We start from the raw sequence: 18953 nt of genomic DNA, 5'->3' as shown, positions 1-18953 counted from the left end.
AAGTTTATCCCAATACTGATAAATTTGGCTAGAGCTAAATCTTCGAGAATGCGAGTGATCTTGTGATAATAGTTTACGAAAATATGAATCCTAGTTTTAAAGACTTGTTTGATGAGGTAGCTGCCATGAAATAATTGAAACAAGTTTCAATTGGTCCAGATCCCTTTTTTCAAAGGGATGATAAATGAATTTAAGTTTGTCTATGATGTGGGCGATTCACTCTGTTGATATTTAAATTATCATATTTACTCAATTCCAAACTTAAGCAGAAGTGCTGCCTCAATTTTGGTTGAAAATGTATTTTGCATAAAAAAAAAGGGTCGGATACGTTACGTATCCGACCCTTTTTTTAGGTCGTTACAGCCAATTAAAACGATTGGCCATCATCTCCTCCAGATTTTTGATCATCATTAGAGATTCGACTTCGCTTTGTCCTTGCTTTGTAATCTAGCTGACCAAATTTATAGCTGAAGTTAATTCCAAAAGAACGAAATGGAATCGCAAAGACATTTCTTTGGTAGAAATCGCTATTTTCCTCTCCTAATTCACTTTCAAATGGTTTTCTAGCCTTAAAAGGTTCTATTATAGAAAGACCAATGCTTCCTCTTTTTTCCCAGATCTGCTTTTTTATTCCCATGCCAAAAATTGAAAATGCCGGGTTATATCCTTGCAAGGTTTGTCTCCTTGGTCTCGCAAATCCAAAAGCATCTATAACCCAATCTTTTGGTAATTCAATATTTGAATTAATATTACCGCTAAACAACCACGCATTGTTTTCAACCTCCTGCCCTTGAATAATTCCTTCTGACATGAAATAATTAGCATTTATTCCACCACGAACAGTCCAGATATCAAAAAATTTAGTGGATATAAATACGTTACTCCCTACGTTTTGCTGTGTTCCCACATTATCAAAAGTCGTCACAGTTGCATCTCTTTCTGGGTCTTCGAAAATCACGGATTGAATGACTTCGCTGATATCATTGTAAAAGAAAGAAAGGTTAAACGATGTGCCTTTTAAAAATGTACTATAACCGAGTTCGTAATTATCAGATAATTCAGGATTTAGCATGGGATTACCAAAGCTGATATTTCGAATATTTCCTATTTCTACATATGGATTTACATTACCCAAACTAGGCCTTTGAATTCTTCGATTATAAGCTAGCTTTAGGGAGTTGAACTTGCCAAACTTTTGGCTGACTATGATGCTGGGTAACCAGTTTTCATAAGAAATAGGGCCAAATGCTTGCTCGGTAGCTTCTTCAAAATTTCCCTCTAAGCCTGTGTACTCGTACCGAACTCCTGCTATCATGCCTAATTTTTTTGTGATATTAGTTTGAGTAGAAATGTATCCTGCAAATACATCTTGATTATAGAAGAATATATCTGTTCTATTATCCACTACTTGGTATGAATTTGCACCCTCTGGCTGCTCTTCGTAGCGAAAATCACTATCTATATCGCGAATAATGGATTTAAAACCAGTTTCTAATTTGAAATTCTCTCCCATTGGATGAGTGTAATCAAGTTGTACAGTATTTTCTCTGTTATTTCCATCATTTACATTTCGTCCAACTTCATAGTTTTCTGGATTCTCTTGATTAATCTCAAATTCTTGATCTCTAACATTACCATCTATTTTGTATGAAGCTGAAAATTCTCTTCCTTCTTGTTCGGGAAATTTCATTACATAGTCAAGTGACCATTCATATCCCCAGTTTTGGGAGAAGTTGTCTTGAAATCTTTGAAATGAGGTCTCATCTCCTCCTAAGTTTTGTGAAACTGTATTGGTTCCAGATGAAGTACTATTGAATCCGCGTAATCTTAGACTAGTCGATAAACTATGGTAAGCGTTGAAGTCATAAAATGCACCCATATTTCCAAAGTAACCCAATCGATTGCTCAAGTTTTCTCCATTTTGTTCGCGAATATTTTCCTGACCATTAACTACCGTTCTTTGGTAGAAATCTGTCGTTGCATACTGCGGCCAGGAATAAAATGAACTACCGTTTGCATTAAAGCCCAATCTACCTTTTCCTGCATTAATACCAACAACACCTCTATTAATTCGAGTACCTGCAGTTAAATCTACATTTCCTGCAAAACCTTGGGGGGTTTGTTTTTTAGTAATTATGTTGATAATACCAGCAGTACCTTCACCATCATACTTGGCCGAAGGGGAGGTGATTACTTCTACACTTTTAATCTGATCAGAAGGAATCATTTTCAATGCATCTCCCGTATTTGCTCCAAACATACTACTTGGTTTTCCATTTATTAGGATTTGAACGTTTGAGTTTCCTCTCAGGGAAACATTTCCGTCCTGGTCAACCGCTAGGAGGGGTGCTCTTCTTAAAACATCCGATGCATCCCCACCCATGTTAGCAACATCCTGTTCGGCATTGTAAACTATTCTATCTATTTTGTTTTCTATGGTTTCTCTTTTACCCGCAACAACTACTTCTTCTAATTGATCTGTGTCTGTTACTAGCTGTATTTTTTCGAAAGTAAAATCAGGCTCCTTAGGCGTCAATTCAACTTCTTGTGTAAATTTTTGGTAACCCACAAATGAAATTTCGATAATATACTTACCAAGTTTTAAACCTACGATCTTAAATTTACCGTCATCACCAGTTACTACTCCGTTAACGGTTTCACCACTTGCTGGTGATTTTACAACTACAGTTGCATACGAAACAGGCTCAGAATTTTTTTCATCTAAAATAGTTCCATCAATTTTCCCAGTAATTTGCGAATTTCCGGCTCCTCCATAACCTCCTCTTTGTTGCGCGAAAGAGTAATTTACGGTCACTAGTAATAAAATAATGTATATACACTTCATAATTAAAATTTATTAATACAAAGTTAGACACATAAAAGATGCTAATGTTTACCATAATACACCGAAGGCGATTCTGTGTTACTTATACCAACTTATCTGGGATAAAAGGAGATGTGATTTTTGTTATACTGATGATGGATTAAGTACAATTTTCTTACTATCGTATAATAGATAGCTCATGCAAACAATTGCCGTTGCGAGGTCTGCAATAGGGAACGCAATCCATATTCCATTAATTTCATAGAAACTTGGTAATATCAAGAGAAGAGGTATCAGAAAGAAACCTTGCTTAGTCAATGTTAATAGAAGTGCAGGCAAAGCTTTGCCTAATGCCTGAAAATACGCTGAACTAATTAGCTGGAATGCGATTAAAGGTGTCATCAAAAATGTAATTCTTAATGCCGGAACAGTCTCTTTTATTAAATCTTGATCATTAGTAAAAACACTGACTATTTGAGGTGTGAAAATCAAGATGCCTGCGTAGATAACAGAAGAAAGTACTGTAGCAGAAATGATGGCATTTCTTAAAGTCAAACTAACCCTCTTAAATAAATCCGCCCCATAATTATAGCCTATAATAGGCATGGAACCTTGTGTAATCCCTATTGCAGGGACATTTACCAACATCATCATCCTATTTATAATTCCGTACACTGCAATAGCACTTTCTCCTCCATATTTAAATAAAGAATTATTCAATACTAAAAACAGTAAACTCACTACTCCTTGACGGGCAAAGGTTACTGATCCTATAGAAAAAATCTCTCCAGTAAGTTTTAGGTCCAAAACAAAATCTGACTTCTTTAATATAAATCCAGTTTTGCCTTTCAAAAAGAAATAACCTGCGTAAGCAGCACTAAAAAGGTACGAAAATGTAGTTGCCCAAGCAGCTCCTTCAATTCCCCATCCTAAAACCGCAATAAAAATCGGGTCTAAAATGACATTTACAATTGCGGGAACAATCATGACTACCATCGCAACCTTAGGGTATCCAACTGCGCGAAAAATACTGTTGGACATCATGGCAAATGCCAATACAGGGATTCCCAATAATAGGATTGTGAAATACTCAACGGTTGGTTGGAGAATATCTCCCTTTGCTCCAAAAGCTGCAAGTAACGGTTCTATAAATATCCAACACGCCAAACTAAAAAATATTCCTAAAATGAAAGTTAAGGTAAGCTGATTACCAAATGTTTTATTGGCTTTTTCTGTTTTGCCAGAGCCAAGAGCTCTTGAAATAATAGAAGCACCACCGATTCCGATCCCCATCCCAATTGAAGAAATCAAAAATGTTATAGGAATAACTACAGTGATGGCAGCGATCCCTACTGAGCCTACATAATTACCTACAAAAATAGTGTCGACAATGCCATATATGGATAGCGTTAGAATTCCAATTGCGGATGGAACTGCTTGTTTTCTTAATAAGTAGTTTATAGGCTTAGTGCCGAATTCGTCTGAGGAGGTCATTAATTATTTTTATTGCAGGTATATGTAACTACATATAATGTTTAATGTTGTCTATTCTACCGATGAAATTCAAAATTACGATAAATGTCCACATTATAGTTCGCCTCCAATTTATTTGAACCAATTTAGTCGCTGCGGTTTGCATTTCATTAGCTGTTTCAATCTGATTATGTAGCGGCACGGCCTGAAAAAAGGTAGTGGTCCATAGTAAAATGATTAAAATACATTGTATGAGAAGAATCAAGTTAAAATCATTATAAGTCAAGTAGAAAGTACTAAAGAGCTGGATTAGCATTAAGGGCATAACTACCACAGATATCATGGTTGTGTACTTTGGATGCCAAGACAATAGATTTTCATTATTCATGTATGTAAAAGATGGGTAGATAATTAATTGCACCAACCAGATTAGTATTAGTAAGCCAAAATCTGATAATTCTTTTATGTATTGAATCATTTGTAGGATTTAAGAGAGATATTTTAACAGCGCTTTCTATAAAGATAAATGTTTTTTCAGCATTCTGATTTACCTTTCCAGATCTATGCAGTTTCTCATAGAAAATAAATCTTTTAACAAAAGCTAATGGTCGATGTTTAGTCAATATGAAAAAAACATCTCTCCATGCTGTTGTTCAGTTGAATGCTTCCTCCAAAGAATGGGTAGTTTTTGTTCATGGAGCAGGTGGAAGCACAGCCACCTGGAAATATCAAATAGAAACTTTTAAATCATTTTATAATATTTTACTCGTTGATCTGCGAGATCACGGGAAATCTAAAAATATCGAACCCGAAATAGAGAAATATAATTTTGATCTCATTTCAAAAGATTTAAAAGACTTGCTTGATGAGCATAAAATTAAAAAGGCACATTTTATTACCTTAAGCTTTGGCAGTGTCATCATGCAAGATTTAAGCATCAAGCACCCAAAATTGGTGGCGAGCGCAATTTTTGCTGGAGGTATTTTCAAAGCTAATAACTTGATAAAATCTTTTGTTCAATTGGCTCGGATTTTCAATTTGTTTTTACCCTATAAATGGATGTATAGCATCTTCTCATACTTATTGATGCCTTACAGAACACATCAAACATCAAGAAAAATTTACCAAAAGCAAGCCCAAAAGTTGACTCCAACTGAATACATGAAATGGGTTGGTTTATATGGCGAGTTTTTCAAGCTTTTGGATAGGTTTTATTGTCAAGAAATTAACTTTCCAGCACTAGCATTGATGGGTAAAGAGGATTACATCTTTTTGAATTCTGCTAAAAGTTTTGCTAAAAATCACCCCTCAGTAATCTATAAAGAAATCATGGAGGCTGGTCATATCTGCAACATCGATCAAGCAGAAATTTTCAATGAACTGGCACTTGATTTTACTCGTCAGCATCAGTACAAGGAAACAGTTGACTTCCCTACTCTCCATACCCATAAAATTAAAGCGGGATGAACAACTATTAATCTTAACCATCCAATCCATTCCGGAACGCATAGACCATTATCAATGCAGGAACCAATCTGAATGAAATAGATGTGTGAAGGAACAAAAGCCAAAAGTACAATAATCGTGATAAAAGAAGTAGTTTTTCTGCTGGGGTAGAAGAAAAGTCCTCCTGCAAGTAGAATTTCGGCTATCCCACTAATCTTATTAATTTCTTCGGGATTTTCGAAAAAGGGTGGAATCAGTGGCCAATAAAATTGCGGATTAATAAAATGATTAACTCCTGCTATCAAATAGAAACCGGCTATCAGCCACACTGAACCCTTCATTTCAAGATAAGTTCCAATTTGTTTTAACATGAACGTCTTTTAAAATTAAGAAAAATGGTATCCACCATATGAAATCATTGGTAATTAATGTAAAAATGAATTCAAATGGAACGAATCCTTGCACATAATTAAATATAAAACCTATGGGTCCAAATATCTTTCCTAGAAAGCCTACCATTATTATCGGCCAGTGTCTAAGTGGATTATGTGATGACCACCAGTATCCTAAACCATAAACGCCAATGACCATTCCCATCCCTTGCCAGACCATCGGATGATTAATTCTTTCCATACCAACTAAATCGAAGAAATGTTGAGGAAACAGAACGACCCAGCCTCCCCATAGTATATTATAGATAGCTGCTATTTTTAAGGTAATTTTTTGATATTCTATTTTCATGTTGCAACAACTTTCATCGCTACAAATTGTTGATGGAATTATGGATTATTATAATTCATTTTGGCATAAGTTTTTTTAATTCCATTCGTTCAAACTATATTTACAGCCAATTAAATGGGTACTTTTTACGACAAATAGATTTATTATGAGATACACACTTTTGGTTATTTTTACAATGATTGCTTTTGCAATTCAGTTTGATGCATTTGCTCAAGAGGATGCTAAGCTATCTGAGCAATACCAAAATATGGTAGAAAGCAGCGAGACTTTTGAAAAGTATAAAGTTATTCCAATCATTAAAGTCAATTCTTTTGGAGAAGTTTTAAGTGATACTATAAACAATCTTAATCAGCAAGTCTCTTCAGCGAAAGATGCACAATTGACAGCTGAAAAGGAAAGAGATTCTGCCAAAGCGCAAATGAATGATTTAAAGGCTGAATTAGAGCAAGCACGAAGTGTGGTAGATGAAATGCCCTTGTTTGGTATCCCCATGACAAAAACTACTTATAATATTGTCATGTGGTCTTTAGTCGTGATTTTATTGGCTGGGTTAGTAATCGTCTATATCATGTTTATGAATAGCTTTCGATTAACTAAACAAGCTAAACGCGACAAAGAAAGAGTAGATGAAGAACTGGAAGATTTAAGAAAGAGATCACACGACAAGCAAGTTAAAATTAAAAGAGAACTCCAAACCGCTTTGAATAAGCTGGAAGAATATAGAAGATAGAAACAGAAATTTTCTTGATATTTTGAAAACCACCTACTAATGTGCATCATTGTATGGTGGTTTTTTAATTTTTATACAGAAGCTTGAAAAAATATCTGCTGATTGGCCTTAAAGTCTTTATAACACTATTGGTGCTGATTTTTTTATATGAAAAAATTAGTGCAGACCCATCAGGCTTTATTGCTGCCTTCAAATTATTTAATCAAAATATAGTTGTTTTGTTTGTAGTCATATTCCTAATGCCATTTAATTGGTTGATGGAAGTTTTGAAATGGAAATACTCCATTCAACCTATTACCCAAATCACGATGTCAAATGCAGTAATTGGGGTTTTGGCGGGAGTCGCACTTGGATTTGTGACACCCCACGCCATAGGAGATTATTTCGCTAAAGTGTTTTCAATAACTCATCAAGACCGGAAAAAGGCATTAGGATTGATCTTAATTTCTCGCATGATGCAAATGCTACCTACTGCTTTGTTTGGGTTGTTAGCCTTATTCATTTATTCTCAGAGGAGCTTGGTCGAGATTGAAATTCCTTTTTCTATCACTTATCCATTTTTAAGCATTTTGGGTTTTATAATTATAATTATTTTCATTCTCTTATTCTTGAAGCGAAAACACCCAAAAATTCACGAATATATCGAGCCTGTCAACAGGATGGGCTTCAAACTGATCACCATTTTAACGGGGCTATCCTTTCTCAGGTACTTAATCTTTAGTACTCAATTTCTACTCTTGTTATCTGTTTTGAACCTAAAAATCGATGTCTTTCTACAATTTATGGGTATAGCTTTCATGTTTTTAGCTAAATCCGTTCTCCCAACTTTTAATTTCTTAAGTGATTTGGGAATTAGGGAATTTAGCGTAGCCTTATTCTTCGACAGTCTAAATGTAGAAGTTGCACCGATTATCGCCTCTGGGTTGATTTTATGGCTGATAAATATTGCTTTGCCCGCATTAGTGGGATTATTTTTTATTCCTCAACTTAAATTGAAAAATACGTGATTTTTGCATTTTTCTCTTTAGTTATTATGCTCTATGGATTAGCCTTGCTTTTCGCCTCTAAAACATGGAAGAGTTTGCCTCAATTAAATGAAAGTGGAGAACTTAAATCCGTAGCAATAATAATTCCTTTTAGGAATGAGTCCAAAAATTTAGATAGTTTGCTCAAAAGTCTGTCTGGTTTAGATTATCCAGAGGAATTATTGGAAGTGATTTTGATTAATGATCATTCTAATGATGATTTCAAAAAAATCATTCAATCCTTTGAAGCTAATTTTCCCTTTAAGATTATAGTCCTTAGTCTGTATGGAATCTTAAATGGAAAAAAATCAGCTATTGCAGAGGGTATTAAACATGCAGAGGCAGAGATCATTTTGACTTCCGATGCAGATTGTGTTTTTCCAGTGGATTGGGTAAAGAATATGCAGGCACCCTTCGAAATTGAGAAAATTCAGTTAGTTAGTGGGAGTGTCGTGTTCAAGTCTAATAATTTCCAATCCAAAATATTTCAAATAGAATTTGCACCTTTGATAGGAACGGGTGCAGTCAGTATCGAGCTCGGTAATCCTAGCATGGCAAATGGTGCCAATTTGGCTGTTAGAAAATCCATCTTTGAAGAACTAAACCCCTATGCTGATAATTTAGCAATACCATCTGGGGATGATATTTTCTTGTTGCAGAAAATTAAATCTGAATATCCTGGTGGTATATTTTTTCAAAAGGAAGCGGTAGTCGAAACAATTGCTCCGGAAAATTTAAATCTGTTTTATAAACAAAGAAAGCGTTGGGCTGCTAAATGGAGTGCTACGGCTAACTTGAAAGACAGTTTACCTGCATTATCGGTATGGTCCTTTCATTTAATTTATATCACGGCTGTCTTTTATAGTTTAATTAACTTTGAATTTTTGATTCTTTTACCGATCATTATTTTTAAAATTCTTACGGAAGGGCTATTTATTTCACTTATTCTAAAGTCTCAAAAACAAAAGTTTAGTTTATTCGCTTTTGGTTTATTGCAGTTGTTTTATAGTTTTTATGTTGTGATATTTGGTCTATTAGCCAATTTTGGGAGCTACAGTTGGAAAGAAAGAAAATATAATAGTAATGAACGATCAGGAAATCGATTTAATGGATGAATTGTATTTTGTGCAATCCTATAATGAAGTAAAGGATGCTTTGGGTTGGGAAAATGAATCTCTTCAAATGCATCTATTAGCTCTAAATCAAAAGGAGTACATAAAGATTTTGGTCAATCATGATGAAGAATATCCACATCAAATCAAAGATAGAAATTCAGTCCCTTGGAATGATCTTTATTTTTTAGCTACTAAAAAGGGATTATTGGAACATAATGGATTTTAAAATATCAGTATGAACTTTAACTATAAATTTCCGGATGGTTTAAGGCCTTACTATGAGAAGGAACTTAGCGAATTTAGAATGAAACTTAATGCACAGCATTACCAACTTGCTTGGAGGCATTTAGAACGAGCCCACATCATTGGACAGGCATTTCCCTTTCAACATTCCTATGTGCATTGGTTAATGTTGAACTTTGGATTTAAGATCAAAGATTTTAAAGAAATTGTAGGTCAAATTCCAAGGCTATTGGTGGGCGGAGTAAAATCTTTTGTCGGAAAAATTCCCGTTGGAAATACAGGAGGTGCTAATGTACCACCATTGCAACCAATGGAAATTCCTTCTGACTTACAGTTGATCTTGGAAAAAGCTTAATTCCTGCAAAGCAATAGTAAGCATAGAAGTTAGCTAATAGTGCTTCAAACCTGAAAGATTATGGAGCGAAAATAAACCCATATGCGCAATAGGCCAGTTACCTATTCTACTCAAGTTTGAATTATGTTATATTATTCTTTTTTATTGAACTTATATCTAATTCCCCAACTTCCCCCAAAATACGCTCCAAATCCATCAAAAGGAAAGCTAGGTGAGAATTCCATTAGAAAGCCAAAACTCTTGTTCTCAAAAGGATAAAGATTTAGTCCAACAGGAATAACTAAGGTTATATCCTCCTCAATTCCTGTAAATGCGGATAGGCCGCTGTAAAACTCAAATGATTCTTTTTTGACAAAATCATAGTTTAGCATCAATTTCAAATACAAGTTTTCTATCAAAGTATTGGGATAAAGTCTGATTTCTGGTCTAAATTTATCATTGATCTCATATGCATAAGCCAGCTCTCCACCATTTGGCGATTGATGATAGCTTACGATGGATTGTGAAAATGATAAAGCGGGTAAAAGGCTTAATGCTAGAATACAAATTAACTTCATTGTGGTTCAATTTAATACATGATAAAATATTTCAACTTTAACGTTAGATGTAATTAAAATATTTTATCATGTATTTTTTAATAATCACAACTTCCAATCGGACTACCAGGTGGAAGTGCAGGAATAGGTGCGATATCATACTCCTCAGGTGATTCCATAAATAGTTTAATTTGAGTTGCAAGCATTTGATTTTGAGCTTTCTTTAATTTGCTGTCTCGGTAATTAGGTTTAGACAATTTAGATGAAATATCACGTAAAACCACAAGCAGCTCCGCCCTGGCCAAAGGAGAAAGACTTCCTTTTTGAACACTGCTCATCAATTTATTCACAAAAACAGATTGAGTTGTCAATTGTATTGCTTCCTGATAGTCATTATTCACTTTTGAACTAAATAAAGTAGCCTGAAAGATATCCATAGTTTCCTGAATCCCAGGATATTTTTTATCCCTTGCATGATATTCCACTAATCTACTTAATCTTTGAGGATGCATAAGAAGGTCAAAAACCATTGATGAAGCTTGTTCTGCAGCACCAATTGCATCAAAAGTCAATCCTGTTCTTCCATTTAAAAGTTCTCTACCATCATAATAACCTAAAGGTCTAGGATATAATGTATTTAATAATTGTTCTGGTAACGCTAAGTTTTCAGCGGTAACAGAGTTGGCTAAACTATTAGCTGCTTCTAATTGCCATTCAGCTGGAACAATTCTCATTTCCTTTAAATTATCATCCCTCATTTTATAAGAGTAATCTAATCCTCCAATCAGCTTTGAAGTTGCTTCTGCTTGATAGCGATGAAGAAAATAGATCGGAATTAAAGCTTCTTGAATTTGTGCCAACGGTTTGTCGTATTGAATAACATTTTCGCCAAATTTGGAAAGTGCTTTTTGCCTTACATTGAGCAAATGGTTTAGTTGAACTACTGGATCTTTGCCATTGTCCCATAAATGAGCATATGGATGAGCACCACCAGTTGCCCTTGCATCTCTATCGGAAATAAAAGTTAATCCCTTCTCATTGGCTTCGTTTATAATACTTTTCAAGTATTGCTCTTCATTTTTACCAGAAGGTATTTCTTCATAACCATAACGAATGGCGTATTTATCCCACAGACCAATATTTTCAGCATAGGCATTATCAAGGGTGATATTTCCTTTTTCGTCTAATTCTACATTTGGGTGAGGATAATCCATCACAGAAGCATCATTTTCAGTGCTTGAAGAATAAGAGTGAGCTAAACCGATAGTATGACCAATTTCATGAGCTGATAATTGCCTGATTCTAGCCAATGCCATTGCTTCCATGGCATCGTTTTTACCGGTTTTATCGTAAGGCGCTAATAATCCCTCTGCAATTAGGAAGTCCTGTCTAACTCTTAATGAACCTAAGCTTACATGTCCTTTGATAATTTCTCCGGTTCTAGGGTCAGTCACACTAGCGCCATAGCTCCAACCGCGTGATGACCGGTGTACCCATTGAATTACATTATATCGGATATCCAAAGGATCTACACCTTCTGGTAGCATTTCAACTTGGAAAGCATTTTTGTAGCCCGCAGCTTCAAATGCTTGATTCCACCATCTGGCTCCATCCAACAATGCTGAACGAACTGGTTCTGGTGTCCCAGGATCCAAATAATAGATGATTGGTTCAACAGCCTCGCTTTTTGCTGCTGCTGGCTCTTTCTTTTGTAATCTATGTCGGTTGATCAGTCTTTGATTGATGTCTTCGTTGATCGGAACGGCATAATCCTTATAGGTTGTGCCGAAATATCCTGCTCTTGGGTCAAATTTTCTTGGCTGGTATCCATCATCAGGCAATTGCACAAATGAGTGGTGCTGTCGAACGGTAATATTATCAGCATCAGGAGTTACAGAATAAATTTCCCTGCCTTTTGCTTCCCCATTAAATGAAATCCAAAAATCAAGTTCCGTATTTTCAGGAAAATTACCTGAACCCTCTATATTGAATACTGAACGACTCTTATCTAAACTAAAAGCCCCCTCATTTGATTGCTTTAATCTTTTACTTACACCATGTGCATCTCGGATAAAAAAATCAGTGGCATCGACTAAATGTGACCAATCATTAGAGGCTTCAATTTCAAATCCGTGAATGATGGAATGGGAAAATGCATCTTTAACGGCTTTTTTCTCTGCTGCATTATCAGTGTTGGCTCGGAATTTATAATTTGGTTCAAAAACCATGATTTTATTTCCGATCTTCTCAAATTTAATGATTTTGGAATTACCAATTTGTCCTCTGTCTAAGCCAATATCATTGGATCCTAAACCCGCAGACAAGTAGGTTACATATATGAGTTCTTCATTTAATTTATCAATCTCAAGGTATATTTTACCCTTTTCTGGATCCCAGTAGTAATTTATAAATCCACTGAATTTCTCTTTCCCCTTTATTAATTTATCGTATTTAGATAATTCAGGCTCAGTAGTTTGATTGTTTTTCAAGGCGTTACATGAAACCGCAAAAAGTAAAATGAAAATATAGAAATAATGCTTCATAGTATTTTTTTATTTTCTGAAAGGTAAAAAAATATCTTAAAACATATTGACGGAATTATTCAAATGGTCAATCGATAAGTTCACTTTTTGATCCATAAGGTCTTTCTTGATACCAAATTGACAAATTCAAAACTTTCTTTTCAATAAAAACGACCTGTCCTAAAAGCTCCAGATAAAGCAACAGGTATTTCAGCCTCAGCTTTGATTACTGAAGCTTTTGCTTTTTGGACACGAGCCAGCATTTCCTGCTCCAGCGCGACTGCCATCGCCCTTCGTTTTTCGGCTTTAGCTTTAGCGATATTGAGATCAGCAGCTGCTTGGTCGATCTGCAAGAAAGCTCCAATATTTTTTCCGATGTCGATATCGGCTATATCAATAGATAAGATTTCAAATGCTGTACCCGAGTCTAATCCATCGGCCAATACTTTTTTGGAAATGTTTTCAGGGTTTTCTAATACTTCATAGTAAGTTTTCGCAGTTCCAATGCATGAAATAACACCTTGTCCAACTCTTGCTTTTATGGTTTCTTCTCCTGCACCACCAACAAGTCTCTCCAGATTAGTCCTAACGGTTACCCTTGCCACAGCTACCAATTGGATTCCATCTAGCGATACCCCAGTAATGGCAGGTACAATGATTACATAGGGAGTCACTGATACCTGAACTGCTTGTAAAACATCTCTGCCTGCCAAATCTATTGCTGTTGCCTGTTTGAAAGTCAGTCTTAAATTTGCTTTGTCTGCTACGATCAAAGCTTTAATCACATTGGGTAGATTTCCATTGGCGAGATAGTGGGTTTCCATTTCTTCAGTGGTAACATCCAAAATTCCTGCTTTTGTCGCGTTTATCATCGAATTAGCAATAAGGACTGGTGGTACCTTCCTAAATCTCATGAATACCAATTCCAGTAAATTGATCTTAACCCCTGAGAAAATGGCAGTAATCCAGATATTAACAGGAAATATGAATAAGAATAACCATATGCCGACCAAAATGGCAACTAGTAGGATAATAGAATTTAATGCCATGGGATATCAGCGTTATTAAGTGCGGTGAAAGGTAGTAAATTGCTGTGATATTTTTTCTTGAATTATTTTATTTTTACTAAGGAGTTTTCTTTTCCGCTATTGAAACATTGATTAGTTAAGTAATTCTATCTGCTTGAAGAGTTGCTATGTAAAAAGTGAAGTATTTTTTGTACTCGATTATAACCAAAAAAAATTCACATAGGGTCATGCAATTGTTTTTTTGGTAAGTATATGTTTTTGGCTGGTAACATATAATTTTACCAATCATCTGATCTTGTCGATAAAGCAATTATTTTTATCGATTAATATAACTTTTTGCTAATTATACGTTACTAGGGCTGTACTAAACAATTGTATGAAATGAATAAATTGAAATCTATTTTTAGGCTCAGTGCCTTATGTTTGATTTTGAGTGCAGGCTTATTTGCTTGTAAGAGTAGTAAGAAAGTAGCGGACGCATCTAAAGATACGGCCACTACCGAAGAGCAACAGGAAAAGCCTGACAATGTCTCAGTGAATTTAGGGGAAGCGGGCACTTCAGAAAATGCCAAAGATAAGAAGATTTCTGAGGAGGAATTATCTAGGAAATTAAGTGAATACTTCAATGCGATTGCCAATTCTTCAGATAATACGGCCCAAGCCAATAGGAATATTAATGAAGCAAAATCTATGTTCGCATCTCCTGATGTGCCTGTGCTCATTATAATTAATGAATCCGCTGATGGTTTGAAGGATTACGACCAGCCAACAAATATTTTGGATTACATGAACTATTTAAAAGATCAGGGTAAGAACCTGAATGAAATCTACAAGGTGAAAACTAACGATAAAGGTAGAATCATGGAACTTGAATTGATTCGTAAATAATTGATAAGTGATTATTTGACAATTGCATTTGTAAATCTTATAACTATTTAATTGACAGTACTTTACTTTAAGTCCTCATTGTATAGATTATTAGATTATATTTCAAACTACCTAAAATTAAAATAATGAAAAGATTAAAATTAAAATATATAGCAATTACAGCGCTTGTAGTAAGTTTTTCTTTTGGTGCTACTGCACAAACTGATGATGTATCTCCTCAAAGAAAACAAGCCATTGATTCTTTAGCTTTAGAGAAAGTTAGAGATTTAAGTAAATATATAAGCATCATCGGTGATAAAAAAACGGCCTATTCTGAAGCTAATAGGGTAATGGACAGAGCAGAAGAACTATTTGCTCCTGAAAGCGAAATGGGTGTTTCTTCACTGACTACCGAGGAAGTAGAGTATTACAAAGTAAGGAAGTACTTTGAGCGGTTGATGGCTTTGAACTACGATAAGGTTAAAATTAGCTGGTATGATATTCATTATATTAGTGACTTGGAAAAACAACCAGATGGTAAATATGTGGGAGTTGTAACAGTCTATCAGCGTTTCGAAGGTACTTCTGATGACGGATTGAATTACAAAGACACCACTAAAAAAGACATTACCATTTACGTAGAGAAAAAGAAGACTCAAATTTCTGGTAGAACCATAGAGTTTTGGGATGTGATGCTGGGTGATATTCGAGTGACAGAAACTTCTTCATGATACGAATCCTTTTTCTTAACATATTTTTATGTGTAACTCTCTATCTTCCTGCGCAAATTGTGCAGGAAGATGGAAGTTCTCGCGATGAGAGTGAATTGTATGCTTCCACCAAGCAGGTGAATCAGTTTTTCAGACGATTTAATGGGGAAGAAGATCAGAAGGGAAAACGGTTTTATGAATCTGATAAATCATTTCGATCCTCCACTTTACGAGAGGACTATATCAGTTTGCTTTTTGATCGCCAAAATCGAAATCTCTCAAATGAACAGAAAAGGAAATTCATAAGCGATGTGACGGACAAGACAAATCCTCAATTTTTGAATTTTCGACAGGATGGATGGTTTGCTGAAGTGAATGCAGTGTTTACCAGAAACGGAAAAGAGGAGAATATTTTGCTTTTCTTTAAAATTCAAGAAGAAAGAGAAGGTTACGAATGGGTTTTGGAACAAGTGTCTTCAGCTCACTATCAGCAATTTTTTAATAAGAGCAAAAGCGAAGAAAAAGCGTTTTTACACCCCATGAGTCATGAATTAGATTTTATGAACTTGCATAAATCTTTAAAACAAAAAAATGCTGTGGATTTCACTTCAGATGAATTCAAAGTGGATCCATTGTCTATTTTTTTATATGAAATGGCTTCCAAAAGTATTCAATTCAAAACAGTTACCACAAGTAGATTTCATTTTTTTCAATGTGAAGGCTGGTATTTTCAAATCGCAGAATATAATCGTAAAGGCTATAATAGCGGATGGTTAATTTCGGACTTGACACCAGTCCAAAAGGAAGATGTTACAAAACTGAAAGCATTTATATATGAGGCTAAATAGTGTCTTTTTTTTACTAGTAGGTTTGATTTTTCTTCAAATTTATAAACTTTCCGCTCAGGAGATTAAGGGATTTGAAAAGCAAGAAATTGAATCCTATCAATCTAAAGCAGAAGATCAAGTACGGTTTTTGGAATATTTACTAAACACATTGGGTAGTAAGGATGCAAGTCATCGTGATAAAGATGTTATTATCAGAGAGAGTTATTTAAAGATTTTCAGAGATAGTAAAGTACAAATTGAGGATGATTTATCCGAGAATCGTAAAGTATTGATCAATAAAGATGTTACGGCTTATCTAAAGGATATTGATTTCTTTTTTGAAGATGCCAACTTCGATTTTGATATTAAAACAACAGCAGCTTTTCTAAGAGATAATGGAGGTCTATCTTTCAAAATTGAGCTCAATAGAACATTAAAAGCAACAGGTATTGAGGGAGAATCAATACTAAATACTAAAACTCGATTTGTAGAAATAAATTTGGATAAAGAATCAGATGAACTGCAGATTGCCAGCATTTATACAACAAAAGTAAGTAGGGATGAAGCCATAAAGGAATGGTGGAATAATCTTTCTTTAGGTTGGAAGAATATATTTAGAAACAAGTTTGAGATAGAAGGGGATAGTGTCGAAATAGATAAGCTCAATTCAATAGCTTCTCTAGATTCAATTGATTTGGCCGATAATGATTTTATAGTTAGCCTTGAGCCTTTAAGTTTTCTAGTCGATTTAGAGTATGTAGATCTTAGCCATACAAAAATTGAAAATATATCCCCATTGAGCAGTTTAACCGAACTTAGACATTTAGATATTTCTTACACTACAATTGAAGATTTAAGTTTTTTGCGCTATGCTGAGAAGTTAAGGATACTTGATGTTTCTTTTACGCCAGTACAAAAAATAGCAGCTCTTGAAAATTTGAACGCACTTACCGAATTGTATTTGAATGGTGCTGATATAAGAGATTTTGAAGTACTAGGAAAATTTAAAAACCTTGTTAAATTAGATTTAAGCCAGACCTTTTTTAATCAGCCAGATGTTTTTAATGAAATGGTGAAACTCGAGGAACTTAATTTGTCCAAGAGTAACTTGTCTCAATTGACTGCAAAAATGAGCCCTAAAACCCTGCGAGATTTAGATATATCTTTTGCGTTCATCTCAGATCTGAGTCCGTTGGAAAACTATCAAGAACTCACGTCTCTTAATGTGAATAACACCCAAGTGGAGAATTTAAAAGTACTAAATAAGCTCAGCTCTTTAGAAAAAATTTATGCTGATAACACTTTTGTTTCAGAAAAAGAAATTAATGAATTTATTGATTCAAACCCGAGCAAACTTTTAGTGGTAAACTCTGAAGAATTATCTGAGTGGTGGAAAAACCTAAATAGCGATTGGAAAGCAGCTCTAGAAGTCTATTTAGAGGGTATTACTTTGGAAAATCCGCAAAAAGAGCATTTAACAAAATTATTGTTGAAAGACAGTTTAAATCTTAATAATAGAGGACTTAGTGATTTAAATCCTATCAAAAAGTTCTCCCGTTTGCGATATTTATCAATTTCGAACAATCAACTTAGTAATTTAACGCCAATTGAAGGATTAACATCACTGAATGTTTTAGAGGTAGAAAACAGCGGTTTAAAATCCGTAAAATCAATTGTTCGCTTAAAGAAGCTGAATAGCTTGAATCTTGCTCAGAATCAGCTCTCAGAAGAGCAGTTTTTGCAATTAACAAAACTGAATAATCTGAAGGACTTGAATGTAGATGGGAATGGAATCAAGAAAGAGGTGGTTGGTAAATTCTTCGATAACAAAAGCTCGAAAACTAGCATTATTTATGATGGAAAAGCTTTACAGGCTTGGTGGGATGCGTTAGATGACACTTGGAAAGCCATTTTTAGATTGCAATTTCCACTTAGTAATCGGCCTTCTATCAAAGAGCTTCATGACCTGACTGCTTTAAATAGTATAGTTATTGAAGATGAAGGTATTCAAGATTTATTTCCATTAGCTCAATTTATTTTATTGGAAAATGTTCATTTAAATAGGGTAGAGCTAAATAGTTTGGAAAGTATTACTTCCATCAAAGAGGTGAAGGAATTAAGCATTAAAGAAAGTCCCATTGAAAATTTAGATCCTTTAAGTCAGCTAATTTTCTTAGAAAAGTTAGTTTTGGATTTTTCAGCCGTATCTAATCTTCAACCATTAGAAGAAGTCCAGAGTCTTGTGTATTTGAGTCTGGCGGGAACCCAAGTAAGAAATCTAAAAGGATTAGAAGGCTTAACCAGTTTAAAGTATCTCGATATTTCCAGTACCCAAGTTCGTTGGATTGGTAAACTTTCTTTAGTAAATGATTTAGACAATTTCATTTGCTATAACACTCGCATCTTTCAGTTCAGCCTCAATAAATTTCAAGAAGACCATCCTGACTGTGAAGTGAGATTTTATTGATCATTTTTTCGAAAAGAAGAAGCTTCAATAAAAGAAGGTTAATT

The 18953-nt window shown here is 34.7% G+C and carries 18 protein-coding genes; 10 read left to right on the top strand and 8 right to left on the bottom strand.

Annotation, left to right across the window (positions count from 1 at the left end):
• Nucleotides 1–367 precede the first annotated feature (367 nt).
• The 3 genes from AAC601_RS12835 to AAC601_RS12825 form a co-directional block, all read right to left on the bottom strand.
• Nucleotides 368–2845 (bottom strand): TonB-dependent receptor, encoded by a 2478-nt coding sequence (locus tag AAC601_RS12835; protein WP_340153487.1) that lies wholly within the window; start codon nucleotides 2843–2845, stop codon nucleotides 368–370.
• Between the two features lie 123 nt (nucleotides 2846–2968).
• Nucleotides 2969–4318 carry an MATE family efflux transporter gene (locus tag AAC601_RS12830; protein WP_303269392.1) on the bottom strand — a complete coding sequence of 450 codons (1350 nt, stop codon included), beginning with the start codon at nucleotides 4316–4318 and terminating at the stop codon, nucleotides 2969–2971.
• A 28-nt stretch (nucleotides 4319–4346) separates the two neighbouring features.
• Nucleotides 4347–4775, bottom strand: a complete 429-nt coding sequence (locus tag AAC601_RS12825) for a hypothetical protein (RefSeq protein WP_340153486.1) — start codon at nucleotides 4773–4775, stop codon at nucleotides 4347–4349.
• A 146-nt stretch (nucleotides 4776–4921) separates the two neighbouring features.
• Between AAC601_RS12825 and AAC601_RS12820 the strand changes: the two genes are divergently transcribed.
• The gene (locus AAC601_RS12820; RefSeq protein WP_340153485.1) at nucleotides 4922–5764 is read left to right on the top strand and encodes an alpha/beta hydrolase; all 843 of its coding nucleotides are present in this window, start codon (nucleotides 4922–4924) and stop codon (nucleotides 5762–5764) included.
• On the opposite strand, the gene AAC601_RS12815 is transcribed toward AAC601_RS12820, so the two are convergent.
• The gene (locus tag AAC601_RS12815) at nucleotides 5704–6114 is read right to left on the bottom strand and encodes a hypothetical protein (RefSeq protein ID WP_340153484.1); all 411 of its coding nucleotides are present in this window, start codon (nucleotides 6112–6114) and stop codon (nucleotides 5704–5706) included. The genes AAC601_RS12820 and AAC601_RS12815 overlap by 61 nt on opposite strands.
• Nucleotides 6086–6484, bottom strand: coding sequence for an alkyl hydroperoxide reductase (locus tag AAC601_RS12810; protein WP_303269384.1), 399 nt, complete (start codon nucleotides 6482–6484; stop codon nucleotides 6086–6088). Before AAC601_RS12810 ends, AAC601_RS12815 begins: the two co-directional genes overlap by 29 nt.
• A gap of 145 nt (nucleotides 6485–6629) precedes the next feature.
• Here AAC601_RS12810 and AAC601_RS12805 point away from each other — a divergent pair, with 145 nt between their 5' ends.
• From AAC601_RS12805 to AAC601_RS12785, 5 genes are all read left to right on the top strand, one after another.
• The gene (locus AAC601_RS12805; RefSeq protein ID WP_340153483.1) at nucleotides 6630–7214 is read left to right on the top strand and encodes a hypothetical protein; all 585 of its coding nucleotides are present in this window, start codon (nucleotides 6630–6632) and stop codon (nucleotides 7212–7214) included.
• 83 nt (nucleotides 7215–7297) lie between these two features.
• Entirely contained in the window at nucleotides 7298–8221 is a 924-nt protein-coding gene (locus tag AAC601_RS12800; protein WP_303269380.1) for a lysylphosphatidylglycerol synthase domain-containing protein, read from the top strand.
• Nucleotides 8218–9354, top strand: a complete 1137-nt coding sequence (locus AAC601_RS12795; RefSeq protein ID WP_340153482.1) for a glycosyltransferase — start codon at nucleotides 8218–8220, stop codon at nucleotides 9352–9354. The genes AAC601_RS12800 and AAC601_RS12795 overlap by 4 nt, the downstream gene beginning before the upstream one ends.
• Nucleotides 9323–9580 (top strand): hypothetical protein, encoded by a 258-nt coding sequence (locus tag AAC601_RS12790; RefSeq protein WP_340153481.1) that lies wholly within the window; start codon nucleotides 9323–9325, stop codon nucleotides 9578–9580. The genes AAC601_RS12795 and AAC601_RS12790 overlap by 32 nt, the downstream gene beginning before the upstream one ends.
• A 9-nt stretch (nucleotides 9581–9589) precedes the next feature.
• The gene (locus AAC601_RS12785; RefSeq protein WP_303269375.1) at nucleotides 9590–9952 is read left to right on the top strand and encodes a DUF3703 domain-containing protein; all 363 of its coding nucleotides are present in this window, start codon (nucleotides 9590–9592) and stop codon (nucleotides 9950–9952) included.
• Between the two features lie 131 nt (nucleotides 9953–10083).
• Here the strand turns inward: AAC601_RS12785 and AAC601_RS12780 are convergent, their stop codons facing one another.
• The 3 genes from AAC601_RS12780 to floA form a co-directional block, all read right to left on the bottom strand.
• Nucleotides 10084–10509 carry a hypothetical protein gene (locus tag AAC601_RS12780; RefSeq protein ID WP_303269373.1) on the bottom strand — a complete coding sequence of 142 codons (426 nt, stop codon included), beginning with the start codon at nucleotides 10507–10509 and terminating at the stop codon, nucleotides 10084–10086.
• Nucleotides 10510–10586: 77 nt separating this feature from the next.
• Complete coding sequence (locus AAC601_RS12775; protein WP_303269372.1) at nucleotides 10587–13031, bottom strand: zinc-dependent metalloprotease; 2445 nt, start codon at nucleotides 13029–13031, stop codon at nucleotides 10587–10589.
• A gap of 140 nt (nucleotides 13032–13171) precedes the next feature.
• Nucleotides 13172–14059: a flotillin-like protein FloA gene (gene floA, locus AAC601_RS12770; RefSeq protein ID WP_303269371.1), complete on the bottom strand. Its 888-nt coding sequence runs from the start codon at nucleotides 14057–14059 to the stop codon at nucleotides 13172–13174.
• A gap of 360 nt (nucleotides 14060–14419) precedes the next feature.
• On the opposite strand from floA, the gene AAC601_RS12765 reads away from it, so the two are divergent.
• The 4 genes from AAC601_RS12765 (at nucleotide 14420) to AAC601_RS12750 (ending at nucleotide 18909) form a co-directional block, all read left to right on the top strand.
• On the top strand, nucleotides 14420–14926 hold the full coding sequence (locus AAC601_RS12765; RefSeq protein WP_303269370.1) for a nucleoid-structuring protein H-NS: 507 nt from the start codon (nucleotides 14420–14422) through the stop codon (nucleotides 14924–14926).
• Between the two features lie 125 nt (nucleotides 14927–15051).
• A complete protein-coding gene (locus AAC601_RS12760; protein WP_303269369.1) occupies nucleotides 15052–15636 on the top strand; it encodes a hypothetical protein in 585 nt (194 codons plus the stop codon).
• The gene (locus AAC601_RS12755; RefSeq protein ID WP_340153480.1) at nucleotides 15633–16463 is read left to right on the top strand and encodes a hypothetical protein; all 831 of its coding nucleotides are present in this window, start codon (nucleotides 15633–15635) and stop codon (nucleotides 16461–16463) included. Before AAC601_RS12760 ends, AAC601_RS12755 begins: the two co-directional genes overlap by 4 nt.
• Nucleotides 16450–18909 carry a leucine-rich repeat domain-containing protein gene (locus AAC601_RS12750; RefSeq protein ID WP_340153479.1) on the top strand — a complete coding sequence of 820 codons (2460 nt, stop codon included), beginning with the start codon at nucleotides 16450–16452 and terminating at the stop codon, nucleotides 18907–18909. Before AAC601_RS12755 ends, AAC601_RS12750 begins: the two co-directional genes overlap by 14 nt.
• The last annotated feature ends 44 nt before the right edge of the window (nucleotides 18910–18953 follow it).

This window comes from uncultured Marivirga sp., assembly GCF_963974845.1.
GTDB lineage: Bacteria > Bacteroidota > Bacteroidia > Cytophagales > Cyclobacteriaceae > Marivirga > Marivirga harenae.
Note: the sequence above shows the minus strand (reverse complement) of the source record. Positions and strands in the feature narration are given on the sequence as shown.